General features: G+C 71.2%; 19 protein-coding genes and 1 riboswitch. Of the genes, 3 read left to right on the top strand and 16 right to left on the bottom strand.

All coding sequences use genetic code 11. The annotated features are described in order from the left end of the window. Window positions 1-66: 66 nt before the first annotated feature. The 6 genes from ACZ6BB_RS04585 to ACZ6BB_RS04560 all read right to left on the bottom strand — a co-directional run bounded on the left by ACZ6BB_RS04585 (window position 67) and on the right by ACZ6BB_RS04560 (window position 5,947). Window positions 67-624: a GAF domain-containing protein gene (locus ACZ6BB_RS04585; protein WP_471613834.1), complete on the bottom strand. Its 558-nt coding sequence runs from the start codon at window positions 622-624 to the stop codon at window positions 67-69. After that, a complete protein-coding gene (locus ACZ6BB_RS04580) occupies window positions 621-1,220 on the bottom strand; it encodes a GTP-binding protein (protein ID WP_471613833.1) in 600 nt (199 codons plus the stop codon). The genes ACZ6BB_RS04585 and ACZ6BB_RS04580 overlap by 4 nt, the downstream gene beginning before the upstream one ends. Next, window positions 1,198-1,569 carry a DUF742 domain-containing protein gene (locus ACZ6BB_RS04575; RefSeq protein WP_012999161.1) on the bottom strand — a complete coding sequence of 124 codons (372 nt, stop codon included), beginning with the start codon at window positions 1,567-1,569 and terminating at the stop codon, window positions 1,198-1,200. The genes ACZ6BB_RS04580 and ACZ6BB_RS04575 overlap by 23 nt, the downstream gene beginning before the upstream one ends. A gap of 2 nt (window positions 1,570-1,571) precedes the next feature. Beyond that, complete coding sequence (locus ACZ6BB_RS04570) at window positions 1,572-2,003, bottom strand: roadblock/LC7 domain-containing protein (RefSeq protein WP_275455118.1); 432 nt, start codon at window positions 2,001-2,003, stop codon at window positions 1,572-1,574. Between the two features lie 80 nt (window positions 2,004-2,083). Continuing rightward, window positions 2,084-4,378 (bottom strand): sensor histidine kinase, encoded by a 2,295-nt coding sequence (locus ACZ6BB_RS04565; RefSeq protein ID WP_471613832.1) that lies wholly within the window; start codon window positions 4,376-4,378, stop codon window positions 2,084-2,086. 390 nt (window positions 4,379-4,768) lie between these two features. After that, the gene (locus ACZ6BB_RS04560) at window positions 4,769-5,947 is read right to left on the bottom strand and encodes an MBL fold metallo-hydrolase (RefSeq protein ID WP_471613831.1); all 1,179 of its coding nucleotides are present in this window, start codon (window positions 5,945-5,947) and stop codon (window positions 4,769-4,771) included. 180 nt (window positions 5,948-6,127) lie between these two features. On the opposite strand from ACZ6BB_RS04560, the gene ACZ6BB_RS04555 reads away from it, so the two are divergent. Continuing rightward, window positions 6,128-7,309, top strand: a complete 1,182-nt coding sequence (locus ACZ6BB_RS04555) for a Glu/Leu/Phe/Val dehydrogenase dimerization domain-containing protein (RefSeq protein WP_471613830.1) — start codon at window positions 6,128-6,130, stop codon at window positions 7,307-7,309. Between the two features lie 41 nt (window positions 7,310-7,350). Next, the gene (locus ACZ6BB_RS04550; protein ID WP_471613829.1) at window positions 7,351-7,971 is read left to right on the top strand and encodes a TetR/AcrR family transcriptional regulator; all 621 of its coding nucleotides are present in this window, start codon (window positions 7,351-7,353) and stop codon (window positions 7,969-7,971) included. 192 nt (window positions 7,972-8,163) lie between these two features. Here ACZ6BB_RS04550 and ACZ6BB_RS04545 read toward each other — a convergent pair whose 3' ends face one another. From ACZ6BB_RS04545 to ACZ6BB_RS04530, 4 genes are all read right to left on the bottom strand, one after another. Then, on the bottom strand, window positions 8,164-8,949 hold the full coding sequence (locus tag ACZ6BB_RS04545; protein ID WP_471613828.1) for an SGNH/GDSL hydrolase family protein: 786 nt from the start codon (window positions 8,947-8,949) through the stop codon (window positions 8,164-8,166). A gap of 190 nt (window positions 8,950-9,139) precedes the next feature. Then, window positions 9,140-9,856 carry a DUF6250 domain-containing protein gene (locus ACZ6BB_RS04540; protein ID WP_471613827.1) on the bottom strand — a complete coding sequence of 239 codons (717 nt, stop codon included), beginning with the start codon at window positions 9,854-9,856 and terminating at the stop codon, window positions 9,140-9,142. Between the two features lie 224 nt (window positions 9,857-10,080). Then, entirely contained in the window at window positions 10,081-11,079 is a 999-nt protein-coding gene (locus ACZ6BB_RS04535; protein ID WP_471613826.1) for a M23 family metallopeptidase, read from the bottom strand. Window positions 11,080-11,083: 4 nt separating this feature from the next. After that, window positions 11,084-11,240, bottom strand: a riboswitch (cyclic di-AMP (ydaO/yuaA leader). A 305-nt stretch (window positions 11,241-11,545) separates the two neighbouring features. Beyond that, window positions 11,546-13,621 carry an alpha-galactosidase gene (locus ACZ6BB_RS04530; RefSeq protein ID WP_471613825.1) on the bottom strand — a complete coding sequence of 692 codons (2,076 nt, stop codon included), beginning with the start codon at window positions 13,619-13,621 and terminating at the stop codon, window positions 11,546-11,548. A 223-nt stretch (window positions 13,622-13,844) separates the two neighbouring features. Between ACZ6BB_RS04530 and ACZ6BB_RS04525 the strand changes: the two genes are divergently transcribed. Further along, the gene (locus ACZ6BB_RS04525; protein ID WP_471613824.1) at window positions 13,845-14,642 is read left to right on the top strand and encodes a tyrosine-protein phosphatase; all 798 of its coding nucleotides are present in this window, start codon (window positions 13,845-13,847) and stop codon (window positions 14,640-14,642) included. 14 nt (window positions 14,643-14,656) lie between these two features. Here ACZ6BB_RS04525 and ACZ6BB_RS04520 read toward each other — a convergent pair whose 3' ends face one another. The 6 genes from ACZ6BB_RS04520 to hpnH form a co-directional block, all read right to left on the bottom strand. Next, window positions 14,657-14,779 (bottom strand): DUF6126 family protein, encoded by a 123-nt coding sequence (locus tag ACZ6BB_RS04520; protein WP_059080090.1) that lies wholly within the window; start codon window positions 14,777-14,779, stop codon window positions 14,657-14,659. Further along, window positions 14,776-15,408, bottom strand: a complete 633-nt coding sequence (locus ACZ6BB_RS04515) for a helix-turn-helix domain-containing protein (protein WP_471613823.1) — start codon at window positions 15,406-15,408, stop codon at window positions 14,776-14,778. Before ACZ6BB_RS04515 ends, ACZ6BB_RS04520 begins: the two co-directional genes overlap by 4 nt. A 131-nt stretch (window positions 15,409-15,539) precedes the next feature. After that, entirely contained in the window at window positions 15,540-16,946 is a 1,407-nt protein-coding gene (locus tag ACZ6BB_RS04510) for an aspartate aminotransferase family protein (RefSeq protein WP_471613822.1), read from the bottom strand. Further along, complete coding sequence (gene dxs / locus ACZ6BB_RS04505; protein WP_471613821.1) at window positions 16,943-18,910, bottom strand: 1-deoxy-D-xylulose-5-phosphate synthase; 1,968 nt, start codon at window positions 18,908-18,910, stop codon at window positions 16,943-16,945. Before dxs ends, ACZ6BB_RS04510 begins: the two co-directional genes overlap by 4 nt. 41 nt (window positions 18,911-18,951) lie before the next feature. Next, window positions 18,952-20,109: a flavodoxin-dependent (E)-4-hydroxy-3-methylbut-2-enyl-diphosphate synthase gene (gene ispG / locus ACZ6BB_RS04500; protein ID WP_471613820.1), complete on the bottom strand. Its 1,158-nt coding sequence runs from the start codon at window positions 20,107-20,109 to the stop codon at window positions 18,952-18,954. Between the two features lie 4 nt (window positions 20,110-20,113). Next, the gene (gene hpnH / locus ACZ6BB_RS04495) at window positions 20,114-21,136 is read right to left on the bottom strand and encodes an adenosyl-hopene transferase HpnH (RefSeq protein ID WP_471613819.1); all 1,023 of its coding nucleotides are present in this window, start codon (window positions 21,134-21,136) and stop codon (window positions 20,114-20,116) included. Between the last annotated feature and the right edge of the window lie 2 nt (window positions 21,137-21,138).

The raw sequence follows: 21,138 nt of genomic DNA, 5'->3' as shown, positions 1-21,138 counted from the left end.
CGCCGCAGCTTTCCTTCACACCCCTCCGGGACGTCATCCGCCATGAAGTGCCACCCGCTCCCCCGGTCACGGGTACGCCTCCCGCCCCTCGATCCGGGCGGCCAGTTCCGCGGCCATCGACTTGATGGTCTCCAGGCCGGCCCTGCCCCACGGCCGCGGCTGGACGTCGAGGACGCAGACCGTGCCGAGGGCGATGCCCGAGCGGTCGAGCAGCGGGGCGCCGAGGTAGGAGCGGATGCCGTGGTCGTCGACGACGGGGTTCCCGGCGAACCTGGGGTACTCCACCACGTCTTCGAGGACGAGCCCTTTGCGGCGGACCACCACGTAGGGGCAGAAGCCGTGGTCACGGGCCGGACTCCGGTCCACCCCGAACAGGGAGGTGTCCGCCGTGGGCCGCGCCGACACATGCAGACCGGCGAAGAACTGCCGGTTCTCGTCGATGAAGTTGACCATCGCGTAGGGCACCGCGGCGACCTCGGCGAGCCGGTCCGCGAAGGCGTCGAAGGCAGGTTCGGCGTACGCACCGAGCCCCAGGTGCCGCAGCCGCCGCACCCGCTCGGGGGCGTCGGGGTCCTCCGGGGTGAGCAGCAGCCGGCCGGCCGGACGCGGCGGGTCGTACGTCACGTGTGGGCTCCGTGGCTCGGGAGCTGCGTCGGCGTGTGGGCGAGGAGGTGCCGGACGAGGGTGAGCAGGGTCTGGACGCCCGAGCTGGAGATACGCGCGTCGCAGCAGACGACGGGGATCTCCGGGTCGAGGTCGAGGGCGGCGCGCACCTCTTCGGCGTCGTAGCGGTGGGAGCCGTCGAACTCGTTGATGGCGACGATGAAGCCGAGGCCGCGCTGCTCGAAGAAGTCGACGGCGGCGAAGCAGTCCTCCAGACGGCGGGTGTCGGCGAGGATGACCGCACCGAGGGCGCCCTCGGAGAGTTCGTCCCACATGAACCAGAACCGCTGCTGCCCGGGGGTGCCGAAGAGATAGAGCACATGGCGCGGATCCAGGGTGATGCGGCCGAAGTCCATCGCGACGGTCGTCTCGACCTTGTTCTCGATGCCGTCGAGATTGTCGGTGGCGGCGCTCACCGTGGTGAGCAGTTCCTCCGTGCTCAGCGGCGCGATCTCGCTCACCGCGCCGACGAAGGTCGTCTTGCCGACCCCGAACCCTCCCGCCACCAAGATCTTCAGTGCGGTGGGAAAGGGGTCAGAGCTGTCGTCGTAGTCCATCGAGCACTGCCTCCAGAAGAGACCGGTCTGTCGGGTTGTGGTGGAAAACCGGGGGCTTGGTGGTGAGGGCCCCGCAGTCGACGAGGTCGGACAGCAGCACCTTGGTGACCGCCGCCGGCAGCTTGAGGTGAGCGGCGACCTCGGCGACCGAGACGGGTGCCCGGCACAGGTCGAGTGCGGTCGCGTGCTCGGGGCCCAGATAGCCGAGGGGGGTCGCCCCGGTGGCCATCACCTGGGAGAGGAGATCGAGCGCGGTGGTCGGCCGGGTCCGGCCGTTGATGACGGTGAAGGGGCGAACCAGACGCCCGGCGGCGTCGTCGTACAGAGGTCCGTCGCCGGACTCGGACACGTTCAAGGCCTCATCGCGGTGGGTTGGACGGCCTGACGCGGATGGGTGACCAGGTACGGGCGGACGCTCTTGACGAGCATCGCCATCTCGTAGCCGAGCACGGCGGCGTCGGTCTCGCGCCCGGCGAGCACGGCGAGGCAGGTGCCGGAGCCCGCGGTGGAGACGAACAGCAGGGTCGAGTCGAGTTCGACGACGACCTGGCGGACGTCGCCGCCGTCGCCGAAGCGGACTCCCGCGCTGCGTCCGAGGGAGTACAGGCCGGAGGCCAGGGCGGCCATGTGGTCGGCGCTGTCCGGATCGAGGCCGTGGACCGACTTCACGAGCCCGTCGCAGGAGAGCAGCACCGCGCTCCTGGTGTGCGGCACGCGCTGGACGAGGCCGCTCATCAGCCAGTCGAGATCGGATACCTGGCCGGTCGGCGCATCGCTCGCCATGGTGGATCGACTCCTTGGGGTGCGTTGGTCTGCGGGAGCGGAGGGGGTGGGGACCGTGGTGGGGGTGGTGAGGGGGCTGGTCATCCGGCCGGTGCGCTCCCGTCCTGCCGGGACGTGCGGTCGTGTGCCGCGTCGAGGGCCGACGGCGGTACGGCTATGGGGGCGGCGCCTGAGGGGTGTCCGCCCGAGGGCCGGGCGGTGTCCTGGCGGAGGACGTCCCTCGGGGCCGGCTCCCGGTGCGGCGCGCCCGTGCCGCCCGGACCGCCGTGGGCCGGCGGGGCCGAGGAGCCCGCGGCAAGGCCCGTGTTCTGGTGGGCAGTGGTCGGCTGCCCCGTGACCGGCAGGCCGGTCGTCGGCAGACCTGTCGTCGGCTGCCCTGCCGTCGGCCGGCCGGTCGTCAACTGTCCGGTCGTCAGCTGTCCCGTGTCGATGCGGGAGGCGGCGTCGGGGGCGGGGGGTGCGAGGTCCGCGGCGGTCGTGTCCAGCGTGGAGGTGTCCCAGTCGGAGTTCTCCGTCTGACGGGCCTCGGCGAGCCCGATGCCGCGCTGGAAGGCGGCCATCAGCCCGGGGTCGTGGCCGACGTAGTGATCGGGGTCCCGCGAGGGCGTGGGCGCGGGGCCGCCGCGGAGCTGCGGCACGATGTGCTGCTGGGCCCGGCGGCGGGGCAGTTGGGGCTTGCCCATGGTGCCGCGTACGGCACCGCCGACGCGGGGGGTGGGGGGTGCCCCGGCGTTCTCGTCGACGGCCCGCCGGTCGTCGGGGCGGATGCCGGGCATCGCCTCGGCGGGGTTGGGGCGCGCGTCCCGGGCCCTCCGCACGGGCAGCGGGACCGGGCCGCTGCCCCGGCCGGGCACCTGCTGGCCGCCGGCCCGCTCCGGACCCTGCTGCCGGGGCACGGAGGCACGCGCCGGGCTCGGGGCGGAACGGGGGCCGGGCTCGGGGCGGGCGCCCGCCGGACGGGCGGGCTCTGCGGGCGCGGGCCGGCCGGTGCCGGTGCGGCCCGGCCGGTCGGCCGCCGGGCGGTCGGCCGGGCCGGACCCGGACGACCGCTGGGGTGGGGCGGCCTGGACGTGGCGGGGCTTGTCGGGGTGGCGTACGGCGGTGCTCTGCCCGGTGTGGGACTGGGGCTCCGGGTGGGTCTGGGTCCGGGTGTGCGGCAGGTCGCCCGGCTCGTTGCCGAGGAGGCCCTGCGGGACGACGAACGCGGCCTGGACACCGCCGTAGATGTTGCTCTGCAGCCGGACCTGGATGCCGTGGCGGCGGGCCAGCTGGGAGACCACGAACAGGCCGATGCGACCGTCCTGGAGGAGGCTGGCGACGTTGACCTGGTCGGGGTCGGCGAGCAGGGCGTTCATCTTGTTCTGCTCGGTGACGGGCATGCCGAGCCCCCGGTCCTCGACCTCGACCGCCAGTCCGGAGGTGACGAGGTTGGCGCGGAGCAGGACCTGGGTGTGCGGGGCGGAGAACACCGTGGCGTTCTCGACGAGTTCGGCGAGGAGGTGGATGACGTCGGCCACGGCGTGCCCGCGCAGGGTGCCGTCGGCCGGGGGCACCAGCTTGACCCGGGAGTACTGCTCGACCTCGGCGATGGCGGAGCGCAGTACCTCGGTCATGGAGACGGGGTTGCTCCACTGGCGGCGGGAGACGGCGCCGCCGAGGACGGCGAGGTTCTCGGCGTGGCGGCGGATCCGGGTGGCGAGGTGGTCGACGTGGAAGAGGCCCTTGAGGAGATCAGGGTCCTCGATCTCGTTCTCCAGGTCGTCCAGGATGGTGATCTCGCGCTGGACCAGGGACTGCAGCCGGCGTGCCAGGTTCACGAAGACTTCGAGCTTCTGTTCGCTGCCCGCGTGGCTGGAGAGCTGGGAGGCCTGGACGACGGCGGTGACGGCGCTGTCGTGGGCCCGGGTCAGATCGGCGGCGAGCAGTTCGAAGTCGTCGGCGTCCGCGGCCGGCTTGGCGTGCGGCCCGCGCGTGGGCGGCTGGTCACCGCGCCGGAGCGCGTCGACGAGGGCGCGCAGGTCGTCCTCGCTCCTGCCGCTGACCTGCCGCAGGGCGCCGAGGCGGTCCCGCACGGAGCGGGCGGTGCGGCCGGCGGCCACGGCGCCGATCGCGATGCCGGCGAGGGCCACCGCGGCGGTTCCGGCGAGGACCGCCCAGAGGGTGAGGCTGGGGCGGGCGCCGCCGGCGCGGAAGGTGAAGAGGACGGCGGCACAGGCGCTGAGGGCGACCGCGGTGGGGGGCAGGACCGCGAGGCGCATCAGCTGTGGCCGTATGTGGATCTCGGGCAGCGAGGGGACGGCGCGGGTGGCCGATCGCCCGTGCCGCCCGCCTTCACGGCGGTCTGCGCGGGCGGCCGGTGCGCGAAGGTGAGACATCAGCGTCCTCGTACTGGTCCGTCTGGAGCGTGGGGGGATTGCCGCGTCTGGGCGGCGTGGGCGTGCGCCATCGCGTGTCGGTCGTGAGAGTCGAAGAATTCGGCCCAGCGTCGTCCGACGGCAACTCACAGTAGTCGCCAACGCGTCATGTGCGATGCGCAGTTGACAAAGACCTTCGCAATGCGTCCCGCTCTGGTATGAGGCCTCGTGCGACAGTCCGATTATTTTTCGGACGCGTGTTCCTCTGACTTTCCTTTCGTGCTGGAATTCTGATCAGAGCCGTTCAGAACAGGTCGCGAAAAGACGTCGAGGGCCGGGGAGCGCAATGCTCCCCGGCCCTCGACGTCGATCGAAAAATCACCCTGTCGGGAGAATTCCCGAGCGGTTTTCTCAGCTCTCGGCCACCAGGTCCAGCCGGTCCCCCACGGGCGGCCAGGCGGACCAGCCGCCGGCCGGCTGCCGGGACACGGCACGCCACCACGGGTCCACCGGCGGTGTGCTCTTCGGCTCGAACGGCTCCCCCGGCCGCGGCGCGGCCATCGTGACCCCCGCCCCGTGCGTGGCCCACATCATGCGCTCGCCCGGCTCGGCCCAGGCGTGCATCGCCAGGTTGAACGTCGCCCAGTGGATCGGCATCATCACGCCGCCGGGCTCACCGCCCTGCAGGTCGAGATGGGTCTGCAGCCCCTCCTCGGGAGTCATGTGGATGTCGGGCCAGAACTCGGAGTAGGCACCGACCTGGATCATCGTGATGTCGAACGGGCCGTGCTCGGCGCCGATGTCCGCGAAGCCGCCGAAGTAGCCGGTGTCGCCGCTGTGGTAGATCCGGTGCTCGTCACCGGCGACGACCCAGGAGGCCCACAGCGTGTGCTGGGTGTTGCGCAGGCCCCGGCCGCAGAAGTGCCGGGCGGGGGTGGCCGTCAGGGTGAGACCGCCGACCTTCGTCGCCTCCTGCCAGTCCAGCTCGCGGATCCGGTCGGCGGAGACGCCCCAGTGCTCCAGATGGGCGCCGACACCGAGCGGGACGGCGAAGACGGTGTCCGTGCCGGCCAGCTCCTTGATCGAGGGCATGTCCAGGTGGTCGTAGTGGTCGTGCGAGATGACCACGACGTCGACCGGGCCGAGCGCGGCCAGCGGCAGCGGCACGGGGTGCAGCCGCCGGGGCCCGGCGAAGGCGAACGGGGAGCAGCGCTCACCCCAGACGGGGTCGAAGAGCACCCGGTGCCCGTCGATCTCGGCGAGCACGCTCGAATGGCCCATCCATGTGATCCGCAGCCCGCTCGCCGGGGGCGAGGCAAGGTCGGCGAGGGTCGTGGCATGCACGGGGATCAGCCCTGCGGGGGCCCGCCGCACCCGCTCGTCCTTGCGGAACCAGCTTTTCGCCATCTCGACGGCGGCGCCTCCGGAAGGACGGACCTGGGCGCCCTCGGGATTCACGAAGACCCCGTTCGCGAAGTGCGGGGATCTGCGGATCCGCTCCATTCGGGCACCGCTCGGGTCCGCGCCGAAGGCGGCGGGCCGCGCTGCGCGCAGCCCCGAGCTGAGAGAACGGGATCCGGAACCGGACACGGCACCTCCTGGTGAATTCGCTCAGGCATCCCATTATGGGCCGCCCCTGTGGCAACGCCGGGTCCGACCCGACCCCGCACGGTGCAATACTGATCAACTGTTCAGTAGCTCTCTTTGTTCCCACCGCCTCATTCTTCGCCCCCCGATTTCCCGCCGCGCCGGGCCGACCCGAGGAGTCCCATGACCACGCCCCCGTTCGTGTCCCTGACCTGGACCGACCACGTCACGGGCCGACAGGGCCATCTCGTGGTGGACCGGCTGGTGCGCGGGGTCTCCAGCGGAGGTCTGCGGATGCGGCCGGGCTGCACCCTCGACGAGGTCGCCGGGCTCGCCCGTGGCATGACCATGAAGGAGGCATTGCACTACGACCCCGCGAGCCGCTATGTCCCGCTCGGCGGCGCCAAGGGCGGCATCGACTTCGACCCCCGGGATCCCGGGGCGTACGGCGTCCTGGTCCGCTACCTGCGTGCGATGCGCCCGTACATCGAGCACTTCTGGACCACCGGTGAGGACCTCGGGCTCACCCAGGACCTCATGGACCGCGCGGCGGCGGAGGCGGGCCTCGTGTCGACTATCCAGGCGGTCTACCCCCTCCTCGACGACGAGACCACCGCCCGGCGGCGCCTCGCGGACGCGTTCGCGGTCCAGGTGGACGGCATCGGCCTCGACGAGCTGGTCGGCGGCTGCGGTGTCGCCGAGTCCGTGCTCACGGCCCTGGACAGGGCCGCCGCGCCGTACGCCGGGACGCGGGTCGCCGTACAGGGCCTGGGCACCATGGGCGGGGCCACCGCCCGCTTCCTCGCCCGCGCCGGGCTCACGATCGTCGCCGTGGCCGACATCAAGGGCACCATCACGAACCCGGCGGGACTGGACGTCGAGGCGCTGCTCGCCGCCCGCGACCCGCACGGTACGGTCGACCGCTCGGCACTGCGCCCCGAGGACCGGGAGGGCCCGGCCGACGCCTGGCTCGCCGCGGAGGCCGACGTACTGGTCCCCGCGGCCGTCTCCTACACGATCGACACCACCAACGAGCACCGTGTCACCGCCCGGCTGATCGTCGAGGCGGCCAACATGCCCGTCCTGCCGGCGGCCGAGGAGACGCTCGCCGGCCGGGGGGTCACCGTCCTGCCCGACGTCGTGGTCAACTCCGGGACGAACGCCTGGTGGTGGTGGACCCTCTTCGGCGACGTCGCCCCCACCGCCGACGAGGCGTTCGCCCACGTCCGCCGCTCCATGCGCGCCCTCGTCGACCTGACGCTCACCCGGGCCGGTACCGACGGCACGACCCCCCGCGCCGCGGCCCACGCCATCGCCGCCGACCGGGTACCGGCCATCACGGAGAGATTCGGTCGGCACCGCTGAGCGACGCCGCGGCGGTCCGCGAGCCTGGGTAGGGTTGCCGTGTGGGCAGGGTGCGGTTGAGTGTGGCCGAGCGGCGCGCGGAGCTGCTCCGGGCCGCCGTCGAGCAGATCGAGGAGCGGGGCGTCGCGGCGGTGCGGATCGCCGACGTGGCCGCCGTCCTCGGGGTGAGCAACGCCCTGGTGCTTTACCACTTCTCGACCAAGGAAAGACTGGTGGCCGAGGCGTTCCGGTACGCCGCCGAGGACGACCTCGCCCACCTCCGCAAGCTGCTGGGCCGTCGCACCACGGCGCTGCGCCGGCTCCGTGCGGCCGTCCGCTGGTACGCGCCCACCGGCCAGGCCAAGGGCTGGCGGCTGTGGATCGAGGGCTGGGCGGCCGCCCTGCGGGAACCCGCCCTGCGCGAGGTCACCCGCGAACTGGACACCCGGTGGAAGGCCGCCCTCACCGAGGTGATCGAGGCGGGCGTGGCGGCCGAGGAGTTCCGCTGCCCGGACCCCCCGGCGACGGCCCTGCGCCTCACCGCCCTCCTGGACGGCCTGGCCGTCCAGCTGACGGCCTACGGCGGCGCCGTCTCCCGCACCCGGGCCCAGGAATGGGCCGACGAGGCCCTGGCCCACGAGTTGGGCCTGACCCTCGAATCCCTGACAGCGGCGACCCGCTGACCCCACCGCCCCGCGCGACACCGGACGGACGGGCCCACCCAGCCAGGGGCGCGGGAAACTACGCGAGCAACCACGACGCTCGGGGCCCCGCCCACCGACCGCACCCCCACGCCCCTGCGTCACACCCCAGCGCGCACAGCCCCCGGCGACAGGCCCCGCATCGGATGCGGCCGACCGCCGGAGGCAACCCGCTCAGGCCACCGCCCCGATCCGCACCCTGATGTCGTCCGGCGACAGATGCCCCTTCGCCGAAACGTGGTCCCCGGAGGACTCCCCCCGCAGCCGCCGCCCGATCCACGGCACGAGGTACTCCCGTGCCCACTGGATGTTGTCCCGCCGCATCTCCAGCGTGCCGCGCGGCGGCAGCGGGGGCCACGGCTGGTCGGGGTCGGCGGGGATGTCGACGCCCAGCACCTGCCCGGCCCGCAGGGCGACCCGCGTGTGCCCCTCCGGCGACAGGTGCAGCCGGTCGAGGTCCCAGGCCCGGCGGTCCTGCACCGTCTTCAGGGACCACAGGTCCAGCACCGGACACCCGTACCGGTCGGCGATGGCCCGCACATGCAGGTTGTACGTGGCGATCTTGCCCCGCAGATGCTTCAGCACGGGTACGTCACGTGTGTCGAACCCGGTGGTCACCATGACCGTGCCGACCGCCGACGTGAGCCTGGACACCGCGCGCTCGAACCGCTCGGCGACCTCGTCGGGATCGGTGCCCGGCCGGATGATGTCGTTGCCGCCCGCGCAGAAGGAGATGAGATCCGGCGCGAGTTCAAGTGCCCTCGGCACCTGGTCCGCCACGATCTGGTCGAGGAGCTTTCCCCGCACGGCCAGGTTGGAGTAGTCGAAGTCGCCCTCGGGCACCCGGTCCGCGAGGAGCACCGCGAACCGGTCGGCCCAGCCGACGAACCGCCCGTCGGGCCCGGGATCGCCGACGCCCTCGGTGAAGCTGTCCCCCAGCGCCACGTACGACCCGATCATCGTTCTGCTGTCATTCGAATCGTCTGCCACATCGGCCCATGATTCACCTTCGTATGTGACCTACGCGACCGTAATAAGGGCTTGACGGACGGTGAGATAGACCACGCATCAAGTGTTGGTCAACCCGGAATACCGCAGGTCGGGGTGGCGGCACCCCACCGTCCCCGAGCCCGCTCCCCCTCGCCGCCGCTCAAGGGCGACCGCGCAACCTCCACACCCGGAAGTCCTCGATCCGGAAATGGCTCCAGGTGGTACGGAAGGCGAAATGCCCACGCGTGTACGGCGCGGGATCCACGTAGTCGAACACCAGCCGACCGTTGTTCCACCACTGGACCTTCGACCCGTCGGACACGATCCGCACATGATGCGGCGCGTTGGCGACGAGCAGCGGCTCGGTGTAGTCGTGGATCAGCGGCCGCACACCCGGCTCACCGATGTACCGGCGCAGGCGGGTCGTCGTGTTCGTGTTGGCGCCGTACCCGACGTAGTACGTCTTCAGGTGGTCGTACTCGGCGAGCGCGCCCGCACGCGGGGTGGCGAACAGATCACCGGGCGAGCGCACGTCGACGGCGTTCCAGAAGTTGTTGAGGTCGGAGACCCGGTCGTTGGCCCCGCCCGCCGAGACCGGAGTGGCCGTGTACTCGACGGCGTACGGCCCTTCCAGCCGCCGCCGGAACCAGACCGTGGCCCCGGCCGGCACGTCGACCTCCAGCACACCCCGCGAGGCCGTGACCTCACCGCCACGCTCCAACTCCACCGCCCAGTGCCCGAGTCCGTGCCGGAAGTCGTCGGCGGCGATCAGCCCGCCCCGGCGCCGGGGCGTGTGCGCGGTCGCCGTCCCGGCCGGGCCGAGTGCCGCGAGGGCCGCACCGGCCGCGAGAACCCCGAAAGCTCTACGGGTGGTCATGACACTCCTGTCCGTCGACGACGCGCCACGGGGCACGGGCCCGCGTAGAAAGCGCTTACGGAGATCACTGTGTCGCCCCGTCCACCCCCTGTCGAGGCTTCGGCCGGCCATGCCACGCGACCGCAACACACGGCGCAACACGCGATCGCCGTACGGGACCGCGACGCCGAAGGCCGGCCCCGGCGGAGCGGGACCGGCCTTCGACATCACCGAGGAGCGGAGCCTCAGACGCTGACGCCCTTGGAGCGGAGGTAGGCCAGCGGGTCGAGGTCCGAGCCGTAGGAGGGGGTGGTGCGGATCTCGAAGTGCAGGTGCGGCCCGGTGACGTTGCCGGTCGCGCCCGAGAGACCGATCTGCTGACCGCCGCTCACGGACTGCCCCGCGGAGACGGAGATCGAGGAAAGGTGGGCGTACTGGGCGTAGTAGCCGTCGGCCAGCTTGATGACGACCTGGTTGCCGTACGCGCCGCCCCAACCGGCGGAGACGACGGTGCCCGCGCCCACGGCCTTGAGGGCGGTGCCGGTCGGGGCCACGAAGTCGACGCCCGTGTGGTAGCCGCTGGACCACATGCTGCCGGCGGTCTTGTACGCGGTGCCGACGGTGGCGCCCTGGATGGGCAGGCTGAACCCGGAGCCGTTGGCCGACGAGGACTGGCCGTTCGACGTGGAGGTCGACGCCTGGGTGTCCTTGGACTCCTGCTTCGAGGGGCCGGAGGACTTCGACGACTCGGACGACTCGGCGGCCTTCGACGACTGCGACAGCTGCGGCTTCGACGACTGCGAGGTACCGCCCGCGGCCTGCCCGCCGATGGACAGCTTCAGCCCCGGGTGGATCAGCGACGGGTCGGAGCCGATCGCCGCGCGGTTGTCCGAGTAGAGGCGCTTCCAGCCTCCCTCGACGTCCTGCTCGTCCGCGATCTTCGCGAGGTAGTCGCCGACCTTCACCGAGTAGGTCTTGGCCGTCTTCTTGGTGGCGGTCCTCTCGGCCTGGGCGGACTTCTCCGCCTGCGCGATCCGCGCACCGGCCTCGGCCACGGCCTGCTCGGTGGCGATGGTGGCCGTCTTCTCGGACACACCCGACACGGCGGTCGCCGGGGTGGCGGCCTGGGCGCCGGCGGCTCCGATCAGCGGCAGTGCGAGCGCCGCACCACCGGTCCCGGCGGCGGCGATCGAGCGGGTGAAACGCTGGGACTTGGGACGGCGGTGCTTACCCTTCGCGGGCATGGCGAATTCCTCTCCGGCGCCTGCGAGGTGAGCTGTCGGGTGCGGACTGGAGATGTCCGGCCGTGCTCGCGCACGGCTTGACCCCTAGCCTTTTCCGGAGACCGGAACAGGCGGTGATTCCTGTGGGTCCCCCGCTCCTGCCGTGGATCGGTTCGGTGTGCGGCTCCGGTCGGCGGCAGGATTGGGCGTCCGTCCGGATTGACGCAGAACGTAAGCGACTTGTGCCCACAGAGACAACCATTGGGACTTCCTGTGTGCCTTCCTACCTGATCCTTACATCAATCCACCCTCACGCTCCGTAAAAGACTGGTCCTGCCCATTTCCCAACCGCCCTGGAAACGTGCACGAATTACGTGCACATGGCGACAGCGGAACGTCACGAATATGACGCTGCTCACGCCCCTACGTGCCAGTAGGCTTTATTCCAGGGCTTGTTGGAATTAAGGCTGCATTTCGGACAGATCGCTCAAGTGCGACGCAGGCGGATAACTGTCGCATCGAAGTCACCGCGCAGCCCCGTCGACAGCCCGTGATGCAACAGCACGGCCCCTCGATGCACTTCGCCCGTTTCGCGGCACTCGTACGTTTCTGTCGGGTCCAGCCCGCGCAGCCGGAGCGGGGCGGGCGGCTCGCCGTAGTGCTGGGCCTGGAGCCAGGCCAGGACCACGACCTCGCCACCGTGGACGTACTGCACGGCGCTCAGCCCACCCGTCGGCGGCCGCAACCGGTGGAGATCACCGCGCTGCACGACGGGCCGGATCTGCTTGTACAGCTCGACCCACTCCCCCGCCTCGGCCAGCTCCTCCTCGGTCCACTCGGTGAGGTCGCCACCGACCCCGAGCACACCCGCCATGGCACTGACGAAGCGGAACCGCAGCGAGCTGACGCGACCGTTGAGCTGGTTGTTCGGGCTGTCGGTGACCCACGCGGCCATGGTCCGGGCCGGGTGGATCTGGCTGAAGCCGTGCTGGATGGCGAGCCGGTCGAGCGGGTCGGTGTTGTCCGACGTCCAGACCTGGTCCGTCCGGGCCATCACCCCGAGGTCGATCCGGCCGCCGCCTCCGGAGCACGACTCGAAGGCCACCCCCGGGTGCGCGGCCCGCAGCCGGTCCAGCAGGGCGTAGTAGGCGTGCACGTGCTCGACCCACAGCTTCTGCGGGTACGGCTCGCCGGGCCAGCCGGCATCCGTGAAGCAGCGGTTGAAGTCCCACTTCACGTAGTCGATCGACGCGCTGGACAAGAGCGCGTCCAGTTTCTCCCAGAGGTATTCCTGGACGTCCTCGCGCGCGAGGTTGAGGACGAGCTGATTACGCAGCTCCGTCCGCTTTCGTCCCGGTTGGAACTGGACCCATTCGGGATGCGCCCGGTACAGCTCGCTGTCAGGGTTGACCATCTCGGGCTCGACCCAGATACCGAACTGCATGCCGAGGGCGTGCACATAGTCGGCGAGGGGCTTGAGCCCCTTCGGGAAGCGGTCCGGATTGGGCGTCCAGTCACCGAGGCCGGCCCGGTCGCTCGTCCGCGCCCCGAACCAGCCGTCGTCCACGACGAACAGCTCCACCCCGATGGCCGCCGCACGCCGCGCGAGCGCGCCCTGCTGCTCCTCGGAGATGTCGAACTCGGTGGCCTCCCAGGAGTTGAAGAGGACCGGCCGGTCCTGGTCCGCGTCCGGGATGACGTACGTCCGCTGGTACGCGTGCCAGGCGCGGCTCGCCCCGCCGTGGCCGCCGTCGCTCCACAGTCCGGCGAAGACGGGCGTGGTGAACGTCTCCCCCGTCCCCAGCCGCAGCAGACCGGACTCGTCGTACCCGGCGCCACCGGTGATCTGCACACGCGCGTCCGGCAGCTGGGCGACCGCGATCCGCCAGGACCCCGACCAGCCGAGGGCGCAGCCGTAGACCTCGCCGCGTTCCTCGGTGGCGTCGGTGTCCAGGGCGACCCAGGGCAGGTGCTGGTGCCCGGTGTGGCCGCGCCGACTGCCGATGACCTTCTCGCCGTAGGTGAGGTCGCTTCGCACGAGACGGGACTCGGCCGCCCACCGTCCGTGCAGCTGGGACAGCCGCCAGGTCTCCTCCGCGCGTGTCGGCAGCGTCCAGGTCGCCGAGTCCGCCCGCAGCAGCTCCACCGCCGGCCCGTCGTTGACCAGGGTCACCCAGCGCTCGATCACGTCGCCGCGCAGCCGGTAGTGCAGCGTGATCCCGAGCCCGCCGTCGGCGAACCGCAGCCGCAGCTCGTCGCCTTCGGCCTCGTGCTCCCGGAAGGTCCACTCGGTGCCGCGCCGCTCGTCCGTGCGCACGGACAGGGCGGGCCGGGTGAAACGGGGACCGCCCTCGACGGGGTACTCCTCGTGTCCGTCGACCGGGGCCTCGAACGGCCAGTACGGCAACCGCTGCCGGGCGGCCAGCTCCTCGGCGTCGGCCAGCGCGATCCGCGGCCCCCAGTGCAGATGCAGCAGCTCGCCGTCCTCCGTGAGCCGCAGGGCATAACTGCTCCTGGGCCCGGTGAGAATCCAGGTCCGGCCGTCTGCGCCGATGTCCAACATCAAGCCCCCACAGATTCGATCAGGTGCGATCAGGCGGAAACATCATCGCAGGTCGGTCCGCGTGCTCGACGGGGCCTGTGGACAACCGCGGACGAGTGCGCCGCACCCCCTGTGGACAACTCATGGGGCCATGCACCCATGTCGTATCGTCGAGGGCGCGCCTCAGTGCGGAGTGCGTGCCCGCCGGCGATTGCCGCCGACGGCCGGATGGGAGGGAGCCCCCGTGACGCAGCAGATCCCGTCGACCGAGCCCGAGCTGACCGGAGTGCGCAACTTCCGTGATGTGGGGGGTCTGCCGACGGTGGACGGCCGCCGCGTGCGTCACGGAGTCCTGTTCCGCAGCGGGCACCTCGCGCACGCCACCGACGAGGACGTGGCGTTCCTCGCGTCCCTGGGCCTGCACACCGTCTTCGACTTCCGCAACGCGGCCGACCAGAAGCTGGAGGGGCCGGACGTCACGCTCCCCGGCGTGCTCAATGTGAACCTGCCGCTGAGCGACCCGGCGGACGGTGCCGAGTTCTGGAAGATGGTCCGCGACGGCGACCTGGACCAGCTGCGCGCGCTGTTGGGGGACGGCAGGGCGGCCGGCCGGATGATCGCCTCCTACCGGAAGATGATCAAGGAGCGTACGCCCGAGCACTCCCGCGTGCTGCACGCTCTGGCCGAGGACAGTGTGCCCGCACTGATGCACTGCGCGGCGGGCAAGGACCGCGCGGGGCTCTCCGTCGCCGTCACGCTTCTCGCCCTCGGTGTCGAGCGCGAGGCCGTCGTCACCGACTACCTGGAGTCGAACGCCAAGCACCGCCGCTACAAGGTGCACCGCAGCAGCACCTCCAAGAGTGCCTGGTCCCCGGAGATCATGGAGCTGCTGAGCCCTCTCTTCGACGCTCGCGCCGAATACCTCCAAGCGGCCCTCGACACCCTTGAGGAGACCTGGGGCGATGTCGACACGTATCTGGAGCAGGGTCTGAAGGTGACCCCGCGGACCCGCGAGCGGCTGCGCGAGCGTCTGCTCGACTAGGACCGGGCGAGCGGCTACTGCCGGGCGCCCAGTTCGAACAGCAGATAGATGAAGGCCGCGAAGACATGGCCGACCGCGATGTAGATGATCAGCCGCACCCACAGGGCACGGGGGAACTTCTCTTCCAGGTCGGTCATGGCGTCTCTCCGGGAGTGATCGGCCCCAGGCACAGCGCGGCGGCCGGGCTCTGCAGCAGGGTGTGGACGAACAGGAGGTCGGCGCCGTCCTGGTCGGCGGCGGCGATGCGGTGCGGGGTCAGCGAGTCGAAGTGGGCGCTGTCACCGGGCGTGAGCAGATGCGCGGTGTCGCCGAGACGCAGGCGCAGCCGCCCGGTCACGACGTAGAGCCACTCCTCCCCGGGATGCACCCGCACGATGTCGCCCTGCGAGCCGTGCGGCACATGGACACGCAGCGCCTGCATCCCGCGCCCGGGCGCGCCCGCCTGCCAGTACGTCCAGCCGCCGGCCCGGGTGGGCTCGGTGTCGCCGGCGCGCAGCACGGCGTCCCGCTCGGCGACGGTCTCACCGAGCAGCTCCGAGACCGTCGTGCCGTAGACGCGGGCCAGGGTGAGCAGCATCGGCAGCGAGGGCTGACGCCGACCGGTCTCCAGTCGGGAGAGGTGCGCGGGCGAGAGGCCGGCGGCGCGGGCCGCGGCCTCCAGCGTGAGGGAGGCCCGGCGGCGCAGGGCCCGCAGCTGCGGTGCGACGGCGGGCAGCGCCTCGTCCGCCGGGGGCTCGGGAGGGTGCGTACCCTCGGAGGGGCTCATGCCTCCATTCAGCCGGAGTTTTGCCTCAGCGGCAAATCCCTTGCCTCAGAGGCAAAGAGCCGCCCCCGACACCGGCAGCCCCTCCACCCGGCCCGCACCTTCACCGGACCGCACCTCCACCCGGCCCCTCTCTAGCGGTTGGCCACCGCCTGTTTCACCAGCGTCCTGCCGAAGTCCCACATGAGTCCGCCGCCGCTGTGCGCGTCGTCCATGACCTCGGTGAACGCCTCGACGAAGCGGTCCACCTCCCGCTCCCCGACGATCAGGGGCGGGATCAGCTTGATCACCTCCAGATGGTCGCCGGAGACCTGGGTGAGGATGCGGTGCCGTCGCAGCAGCGGTACGACGACCATCTGGGCGAACAGCCCCTTGCGGGCCGCCTGGAGCATCGTCCAGCGGCTGCGCAGCTTCAGTGATCTGGGCCTGCCGAACTCGATGCCGATCATCAGTCCCCGGCCGCGTACGTCGCTGAGCAGCTCGTACTTGTCGACCAGCGCCGAGAGCCGGGCTTTCAGCAGCTCGCCCGTGGCCCGGGCGTTCGCCACGATCCGCTCGTTCTCCATGACGGAGAGGACGGCGAGGCCGGCGGCCATTGCCTGGGCGTTGGAGCCGAAGCTCGCCGAGTGCACGAGCACGCGGTCCATGGACGAGTAGACCTTCTTGAAGATCCACTCCTTGCCGAGGGTGGCGCCGACCGGCACATAGCCGCCGGAGAGCGCCTTCGCCACGCACACCAGATCGGGCTCGACCCCGGTCTCGTGCTGGTGGGCGTAGAAGTCCCCGGTCCGCCCTAGCCCGGTCTGCACCTCGTCGACGATCAGCAGCGCCCTGTGCCGGTGCAGCAGTTCCTGGGCGGCGCGCAGATAGCCGGGCGGCGCCTCGTGCACGCCCTTGCCCTGGACGGGCTCGACGACGAGGGCGGCCACATCGCCCTTCTTCAGCTCCCTGGCCAGCGCGTCGAGGTCGCCGAGCGGCAGGGCCGTGTCGGGCAGCAGTGGTGCGAAGCCGTCCCGGAAGCCGTCCTCGCCGTTGACGGAGAGCGAGCCGGTGGTGAGTCCGTGGAAGGCGTGGTCGCAGTAGAGGACCCGTGGCCTGCCGGTGGCGTACCGGGCGAACTTCAGCGCGGTCTCGACGGCCTCCGTGCCGCTGTTGCCGAAGAACACCCGGTCCAGGTGGGGACTGTGGGCGAGCAGCTTCTCGGCGAGCAGGCCGGGCAGGGGCTGGCAGTCGAACCGGGTCAGGTCGGCGAGCTGGGCGTCGAGCACGTCGTGCAGGGCCTTGCGGACCACGGGGTGGTGGCGGCCGAGCCCCATCACCCCGAACCCGGCGAGCATGTCCAGGTAGTCGTTGCCGTCCGCGTCCCAGAAGTAGGCGCCCTCGGCCCGCTCGTAGACCTTGTCGAAGCCGATGGTGTGCAGCATCCGCGGGAGCTGGTGATTGAGATGCCGGGCGTGCAGCTCGTAGCGCTCGGCGCCGCGTTCGGCCAGGAGTCTGCCGAGGTCGAACTCCTCGGTGGCAGCGGGTTCCAGGGTGGTCATCGTGGTTTCTCCTCGGACGGCTCGGCCACGGAGGGTCCGGCCCCGGACGGCCCGGCCCCGGACAGGTCCCCCTTCGCCGCCTCGCCCCCGCCGGCGGCCAGCGAGGCGCTGATCCGGCCGGCGATCTCGACCGGCGTCAGCCCTATGTCGGCCAGCACCTCCCCGCGCTTGGCGTGCGGGAGGAACTGCTCCGGAATCCCGAACCGCCGTACGGGCACGTCGACCTCGGCGTCGCCCAGGGCGAGGGCGACCGCCGAACCGACCCCGGCGGCCCGGCTGTTGTCCTCCACGACGGCCACCAGGCGGTGGGCGCCGGCGAGCCGCGGCAGCGCGGGGTCGACGGGCTTGACCCAGCGCGGGTCGACGACCGTGCAGCCGATGCCCCGTGCCTGGAGCAGCTCGGCGGCCCGCAGACACACCGACGCCATCACGCCGACGGCGACCAGCAGGACCGCCGGGTCCTCCGGCGCGTCGGAGCGGTGCAGGACGTCCATGCCGCCCACTCGCTCCAGGGACGGGATCTCCGGCCCCACGGATTCCTTCGGGAACCGGATCAGCGTGGGGGCGTCGTCCACCGCGACGGCCTCGCGCAGCTGTGTCCGCAGCTGCTCGGCGTCACGCGGGGCGGCGATCCGCAGCCCGGGTACGACCTGGAGGACGGACATGTCCCACATGCCGTTGTGCGACGCACCGTCGACACCGGTCACGCCGGCGCGGTCCAGGACGAAGGTGACCCCGCACCGGTGCAGTGCCACGTCCATCAGCAGCTGGTCGAAGGCCCGGTTGAGGAAGGTCGCGTAGACGGCCACGACGGGGTGCAGGCCGCCCGTGGCGAGGCCGGCCGCCGACACGGTGGCGTGCTGCTCGGCGATCCCGACGTCCCACACCCGGTCGGGGAACTTCTCCGCGAACCTGCCGAGTCCCACCGGGTGGAGCATGGCCGCCGTGACGGCCACGACGTCCTCGCGTTCGTCCCCGATCCGGACGATCTCGTCGCCGAAGACCGAGGTCCAGGACGGTCCGCCGGCCGGCGCGAGCGGCTCGCAGGTCAGGGGGTCCATCACGCCGACCGTGTGGAAGTGGTCCTCCTCGTCGGCGAGCGCGGGCTCGTACCCCCGGCCCTTCTGCGTCAGGCAGTGCACCAGGACGGGGCCGTGGAAGCGCTTGGCGCGGCGCAGCGCCGACTCGACGGCCCCGGTGTCGTGTCCGTCGATCGGGCCGACGTACTTGAGGCCCAGGTCCTCGAACATGCCCTGGGGCGCGAACGCGTCCTTGAAGCCCTTCTTCGCGCCGTGCAGCGCCTCGTAGACCTCCTTGCCGACGACCGGGGTGCGCAGCAGCATCTCCTTGCCCCAGGCGAGGACCCGCTCGTAGCCGTCGGTGGTGCGCAGGGTGGCCAGGTGGTTGGCGAGGCCGCCGATGGTCGGTGAGTACGAGCGCTCGTTGTCGTTGACCACGATGATCAGGGGTCGGTCCTTGGCGGCCGCAATGTTGTTGAGCGCCTCCCAGGCCATGCCGCCGGTGAGCGCGCCGTCGCCGACGACCGCGACCACGTGGCCCCGCTCCCCCAGTACCTGGCGGGCCTTGGCGAGGCCGTCCGCCCAGCCGAGGGCGGTGGAGGCATGGCTGTTCTCGACGATGTCGTGCTCGGACTCCTCGCGCGAGGGATAGCCGGACAGGCCGCCCTTGCCACGCAGCTTGGAGAAGTCCTGACGGCCGGTCAGCAGCTTGTGCACATAGCTCTGGTGACCGGTGTCCCAGACGATGCGGTCGGTGGGCGACTCGAAGACCCGGTGGAGCGCGACGGTGAGTTCCACCACCCCCAGGTTGGGCCCCAGGTGACCGCCGGTCCTGGCGACCGCGTGCACCAGGAACCCCCGGATTTCTTCGGCCAGTTCACCGAGTTCCGCCTCGGTCAGCGCCTTCAGGTCGCGCGGTTGCCGGATGCTCTCCAGAATCGTCACGTCGGGCCCCCTCTCGATCCGTGCTCTCTCAGCCCGTGTTGTCAGCTCACGGTGACCGCCGGCTCCCCCGACGCGACGCCGTCCCGCTCCATCTGCTCGGCGATCTTCATCGCCTCGTCGATGAGGGTCTCCACGATCTTCGACTCGGGCACGGTCCTGATGACCTCGCCCTTCACGAAGATCTGCCCCTTTCCGTTGCCGGAGGCGACCCCCAGGTCCGCCTCGCGCGCCTCCCCGGGCCCGTTGACGACGCAGCCCATGACCGCGACCCGCAACGGGACCTCCATGCCCTCCAGCCCGGCGGACACCTCGTCCGCCAGCCGGTACACATCGACCTGCGCCCGTCCGCACGAGGGGCACGAGACGATCTCCAGCCGCCGCTGCCGCAGGTTCAGCGACTCCAGGATCTGGATGCCGACCTTGATCTCCTCTACCGGCGGAGCGCTCAGCGACACCCGGATCGTGTCGCCGATCCCCTCGCCGAGCAGCGCCCCGAAGGCGACGGCGGACTTGATCGTGCCCTGGAACGCCGGACCGGCCTCGGTGACCCCCAGATGCAACGGGTAGTCGCACCGGGCCGCCAGCTGCCGGTACGCCTCGATCATCACGACCGGGTCGTTGTGCTTGACCGAGATCTTGATGTCCCGGAAGTCGTGCTCCTCGAACAGCGACGCCTCCCACAGCGCGGACTCCACCAGCGCCTCGGGCGTCGCCTTCCCGTACTTCTGGAGCAGCCGCCGGTCGAGCGAGCCGGCGTTGACCCCGATCCGGATCGGGGTGTCGTGGTCCTTCGCCGCCCGCGCGATCTCCTTGACCTTGTCGTCGAACTGCTTGATGTTGCCCGGGTTGACGCGGACGGCGGCGCAGCCGGCCTCGATCGCCGCGAACACGTACTTCGGCTGGAAGTGGATGTCCGCGATCACCGGGATCTGCGACTTGCGGGCGATGTCGGGGAGGGCGTCCGCGTCGTCCTGCGTGGGGCAGGCGACGCGGACGATCTGGCAGCCGGACGCCGTCAGCTCGGCGATCTGCTGCAGGGTGGCGCCGATGTCCGACGTACGGGTCGTCGTCATCGACTGCACCGAGACCGGGGCCCCGCCCCCGACCGCCACCGACCCGACCCGGATGCCTCGCGACACGCGCCGCTCGGCGATCGGCCGGACCGGCACCTCGGGCACACCCAGCGACACGGCGCTCACCGCGTCACCCCCCGTTCCCGGAGACCGTCTCGCGCATGGCGCGCAGGGACTCCTTCAGCGAGCCCATGGTGGCGAGGACGGCGGTCGGCTCGTAGCCGCAGTGCGCCATGCAGTTGGCGCACCGCGGGTCCTTGCCCCGGCCGTAGGCGTCCCAGTCGGTGTCCTCGATCAGTTCCCGGTACGTGGTGACGTACCCGTCGCTCATCAGGTAGCAGGGCTTCTGCCAGCCGAAGAGGGAGTAGTTGGGGATCGCCCACGCCGTGCACGGGAAGTCGACCTTGCCCTCCAGGAAGTCGAGGAACAGGGGCGAGTGGTTGAGCCGCCAGCGGCGGCGGTTGCCGCCGGCGAACGCCTTCTTGAACAGTTCGCGGGTCTGCTCGACACCGAGGAAGTGCTCCTGGTCGGGGGCCTTCTCGTAGGCGTAGGCGGGGGAGATCATCATCTCGTCGACCTGGAGGTCGTCGTTGAGGAAGTTGAGGACCTCGATGATGGTCTGCGGGGTGTCGGTGTTGAAGAAGGTCGAGTTGGTGGTCACCCGGAAGCCGCGCCGCTTGGCTTCCTTGATGGCGGCGACGGCCTCGTCGAACACGCCTTCCTTGGCGACCGACTCGTCGTGCCGCTCCCGCAGACCGTCGATGTGCACGGCGAACGCGAAGTACGGCGAGGGCTTGAACTTCTCCATCTTCTTGCGCAGCAGCAGGGCGTTGGTGCACAGGAACACGTACTTCCTCTTCGCCACCAACTGCCGCACGATCTCGTCGATCTGGGGGTGCATCAGGGGTTCGCCGCCGGCGATCGACACCATCGGCGCACCGGACTCCAGGACGGCGCCCACGGCCTGCGCCACCGGCATGCGCTGCTTGAGCACACCCGCCGGGTGCTGGATCTTGCCGCAGCCCTCGCACTTCAGGTTGCAGGCGTAGAGCGGTTCCAGCTCGACGATCAGCGGGAACTTCTCCCGCTTGCGGAGCTTCTGTTCAGCGAGATACGTCGCCACCTTGATGGACTGGCGGAGCGGCATGGCCATCT

The sequence above is a fragment of the Streptomyces sp. NPDC041108 genome, from assembly GCF_055592645.1.
This window is presented reverse-complemented; position numbering and strand designations above follow the sequence as displayed.

What these genes read in the sequence shown, in the direction of transcription:
- ACZ6BB_RS04580 (WP_471613833.1), bottom strand. Translation starts at nt 1,220, where the DNA reads ATGGACTACGACGACAGCTCTGACCCCTTTCCCACCGCACTGAAGATC.
- ACZ6BB_RS04570 (WP_275455118.1), bottom strand. Translation starts at nt 2,003, where the DNA reads ATGGCGAGCGATGCGCCGACCGGCCAGGTATCCGATCTCGACTGGCTG.
- ACZ6BB_RS04565 (WP_471613832.1), bottom strand. Translation starts at nt 4,378, where the DNA reads ATGTCTCACCTTCGCGCACCGGCCGCCCGCGCAGACCGCCGTGAAGGC.
- ACZ6BB_RS04555 (WP_471613830.1), top strand. Translation starts at nt 6,128, where the DNA reads ATGACCACGCCCCCGTTCGTGTCCCTGACCTGGACCGACCACGTCACG.
- ACZ6BB_RS04545 (WP_471613828.1), bottom strand. Translation starts at nt 8,949, where the DNA reads ATGATCGGGTCGTACGTGGCGCTGGGGGACAGCTTCACCGAGGGCGTC.
- ACZ6BB_RS04540 (WP_471613827.1), bottom strand. Translation starts at nt 9,856, where the DNA reads ATGACCACCCGTAGAGCTTTCGGGGTTCTCGCGGCCGGTGCGGCCCTC.
- ACZ6BB_RS04535 (WP_471613826.1), bottom strand. Translation starts at nt 11,079, where the DNA reads ATGCCCGCGAAGGGTAAGCACCGCCGTCCCAAGTCCCAGCGTTTCACC.
- ACZ6BB_RS04530 (WP_471613825.1), bottom strand. Translation starts at nt 13,621, where the DNA reads ATGTTGGACATCGGCGCAGACGGCCGGACCTGGATTCTCACCGGGCCC.
- ACZ6BB_RS04520 (WP_059080090.1), bottom strand. Translation starts at nt 14,779, where the DNA reads ATGACCGACCTGGAAGAGAAGTTCCCCCGTGCCCTGTGGGTGCGGCTG.
- ACZ6BB_RS04515 (WP_471613823.1), bottom strand. Translation starts at nt 15,408, where the DNA reads ATGAGCCCCTCCGAGGGTACGCACCCTCCCGAGCCCCCGGCGGACGAG.
- ACZ6BB_RS04510 (WP_471613822.1), bottom strand. Translation starts at nt 16,946, where the DNA reads ATGACCACCCTGGAACCCGCTGCCACCGAGGAGTTCGACCTCGGCAGA.
- hpnH (WP_471613819.1), bottom strand. Translation starts at nt 21,136, where the DNA reads ATGGCCATGCCGCTCCGCCAGTCCATCAAGGTGGCGACGTATCTCGCT.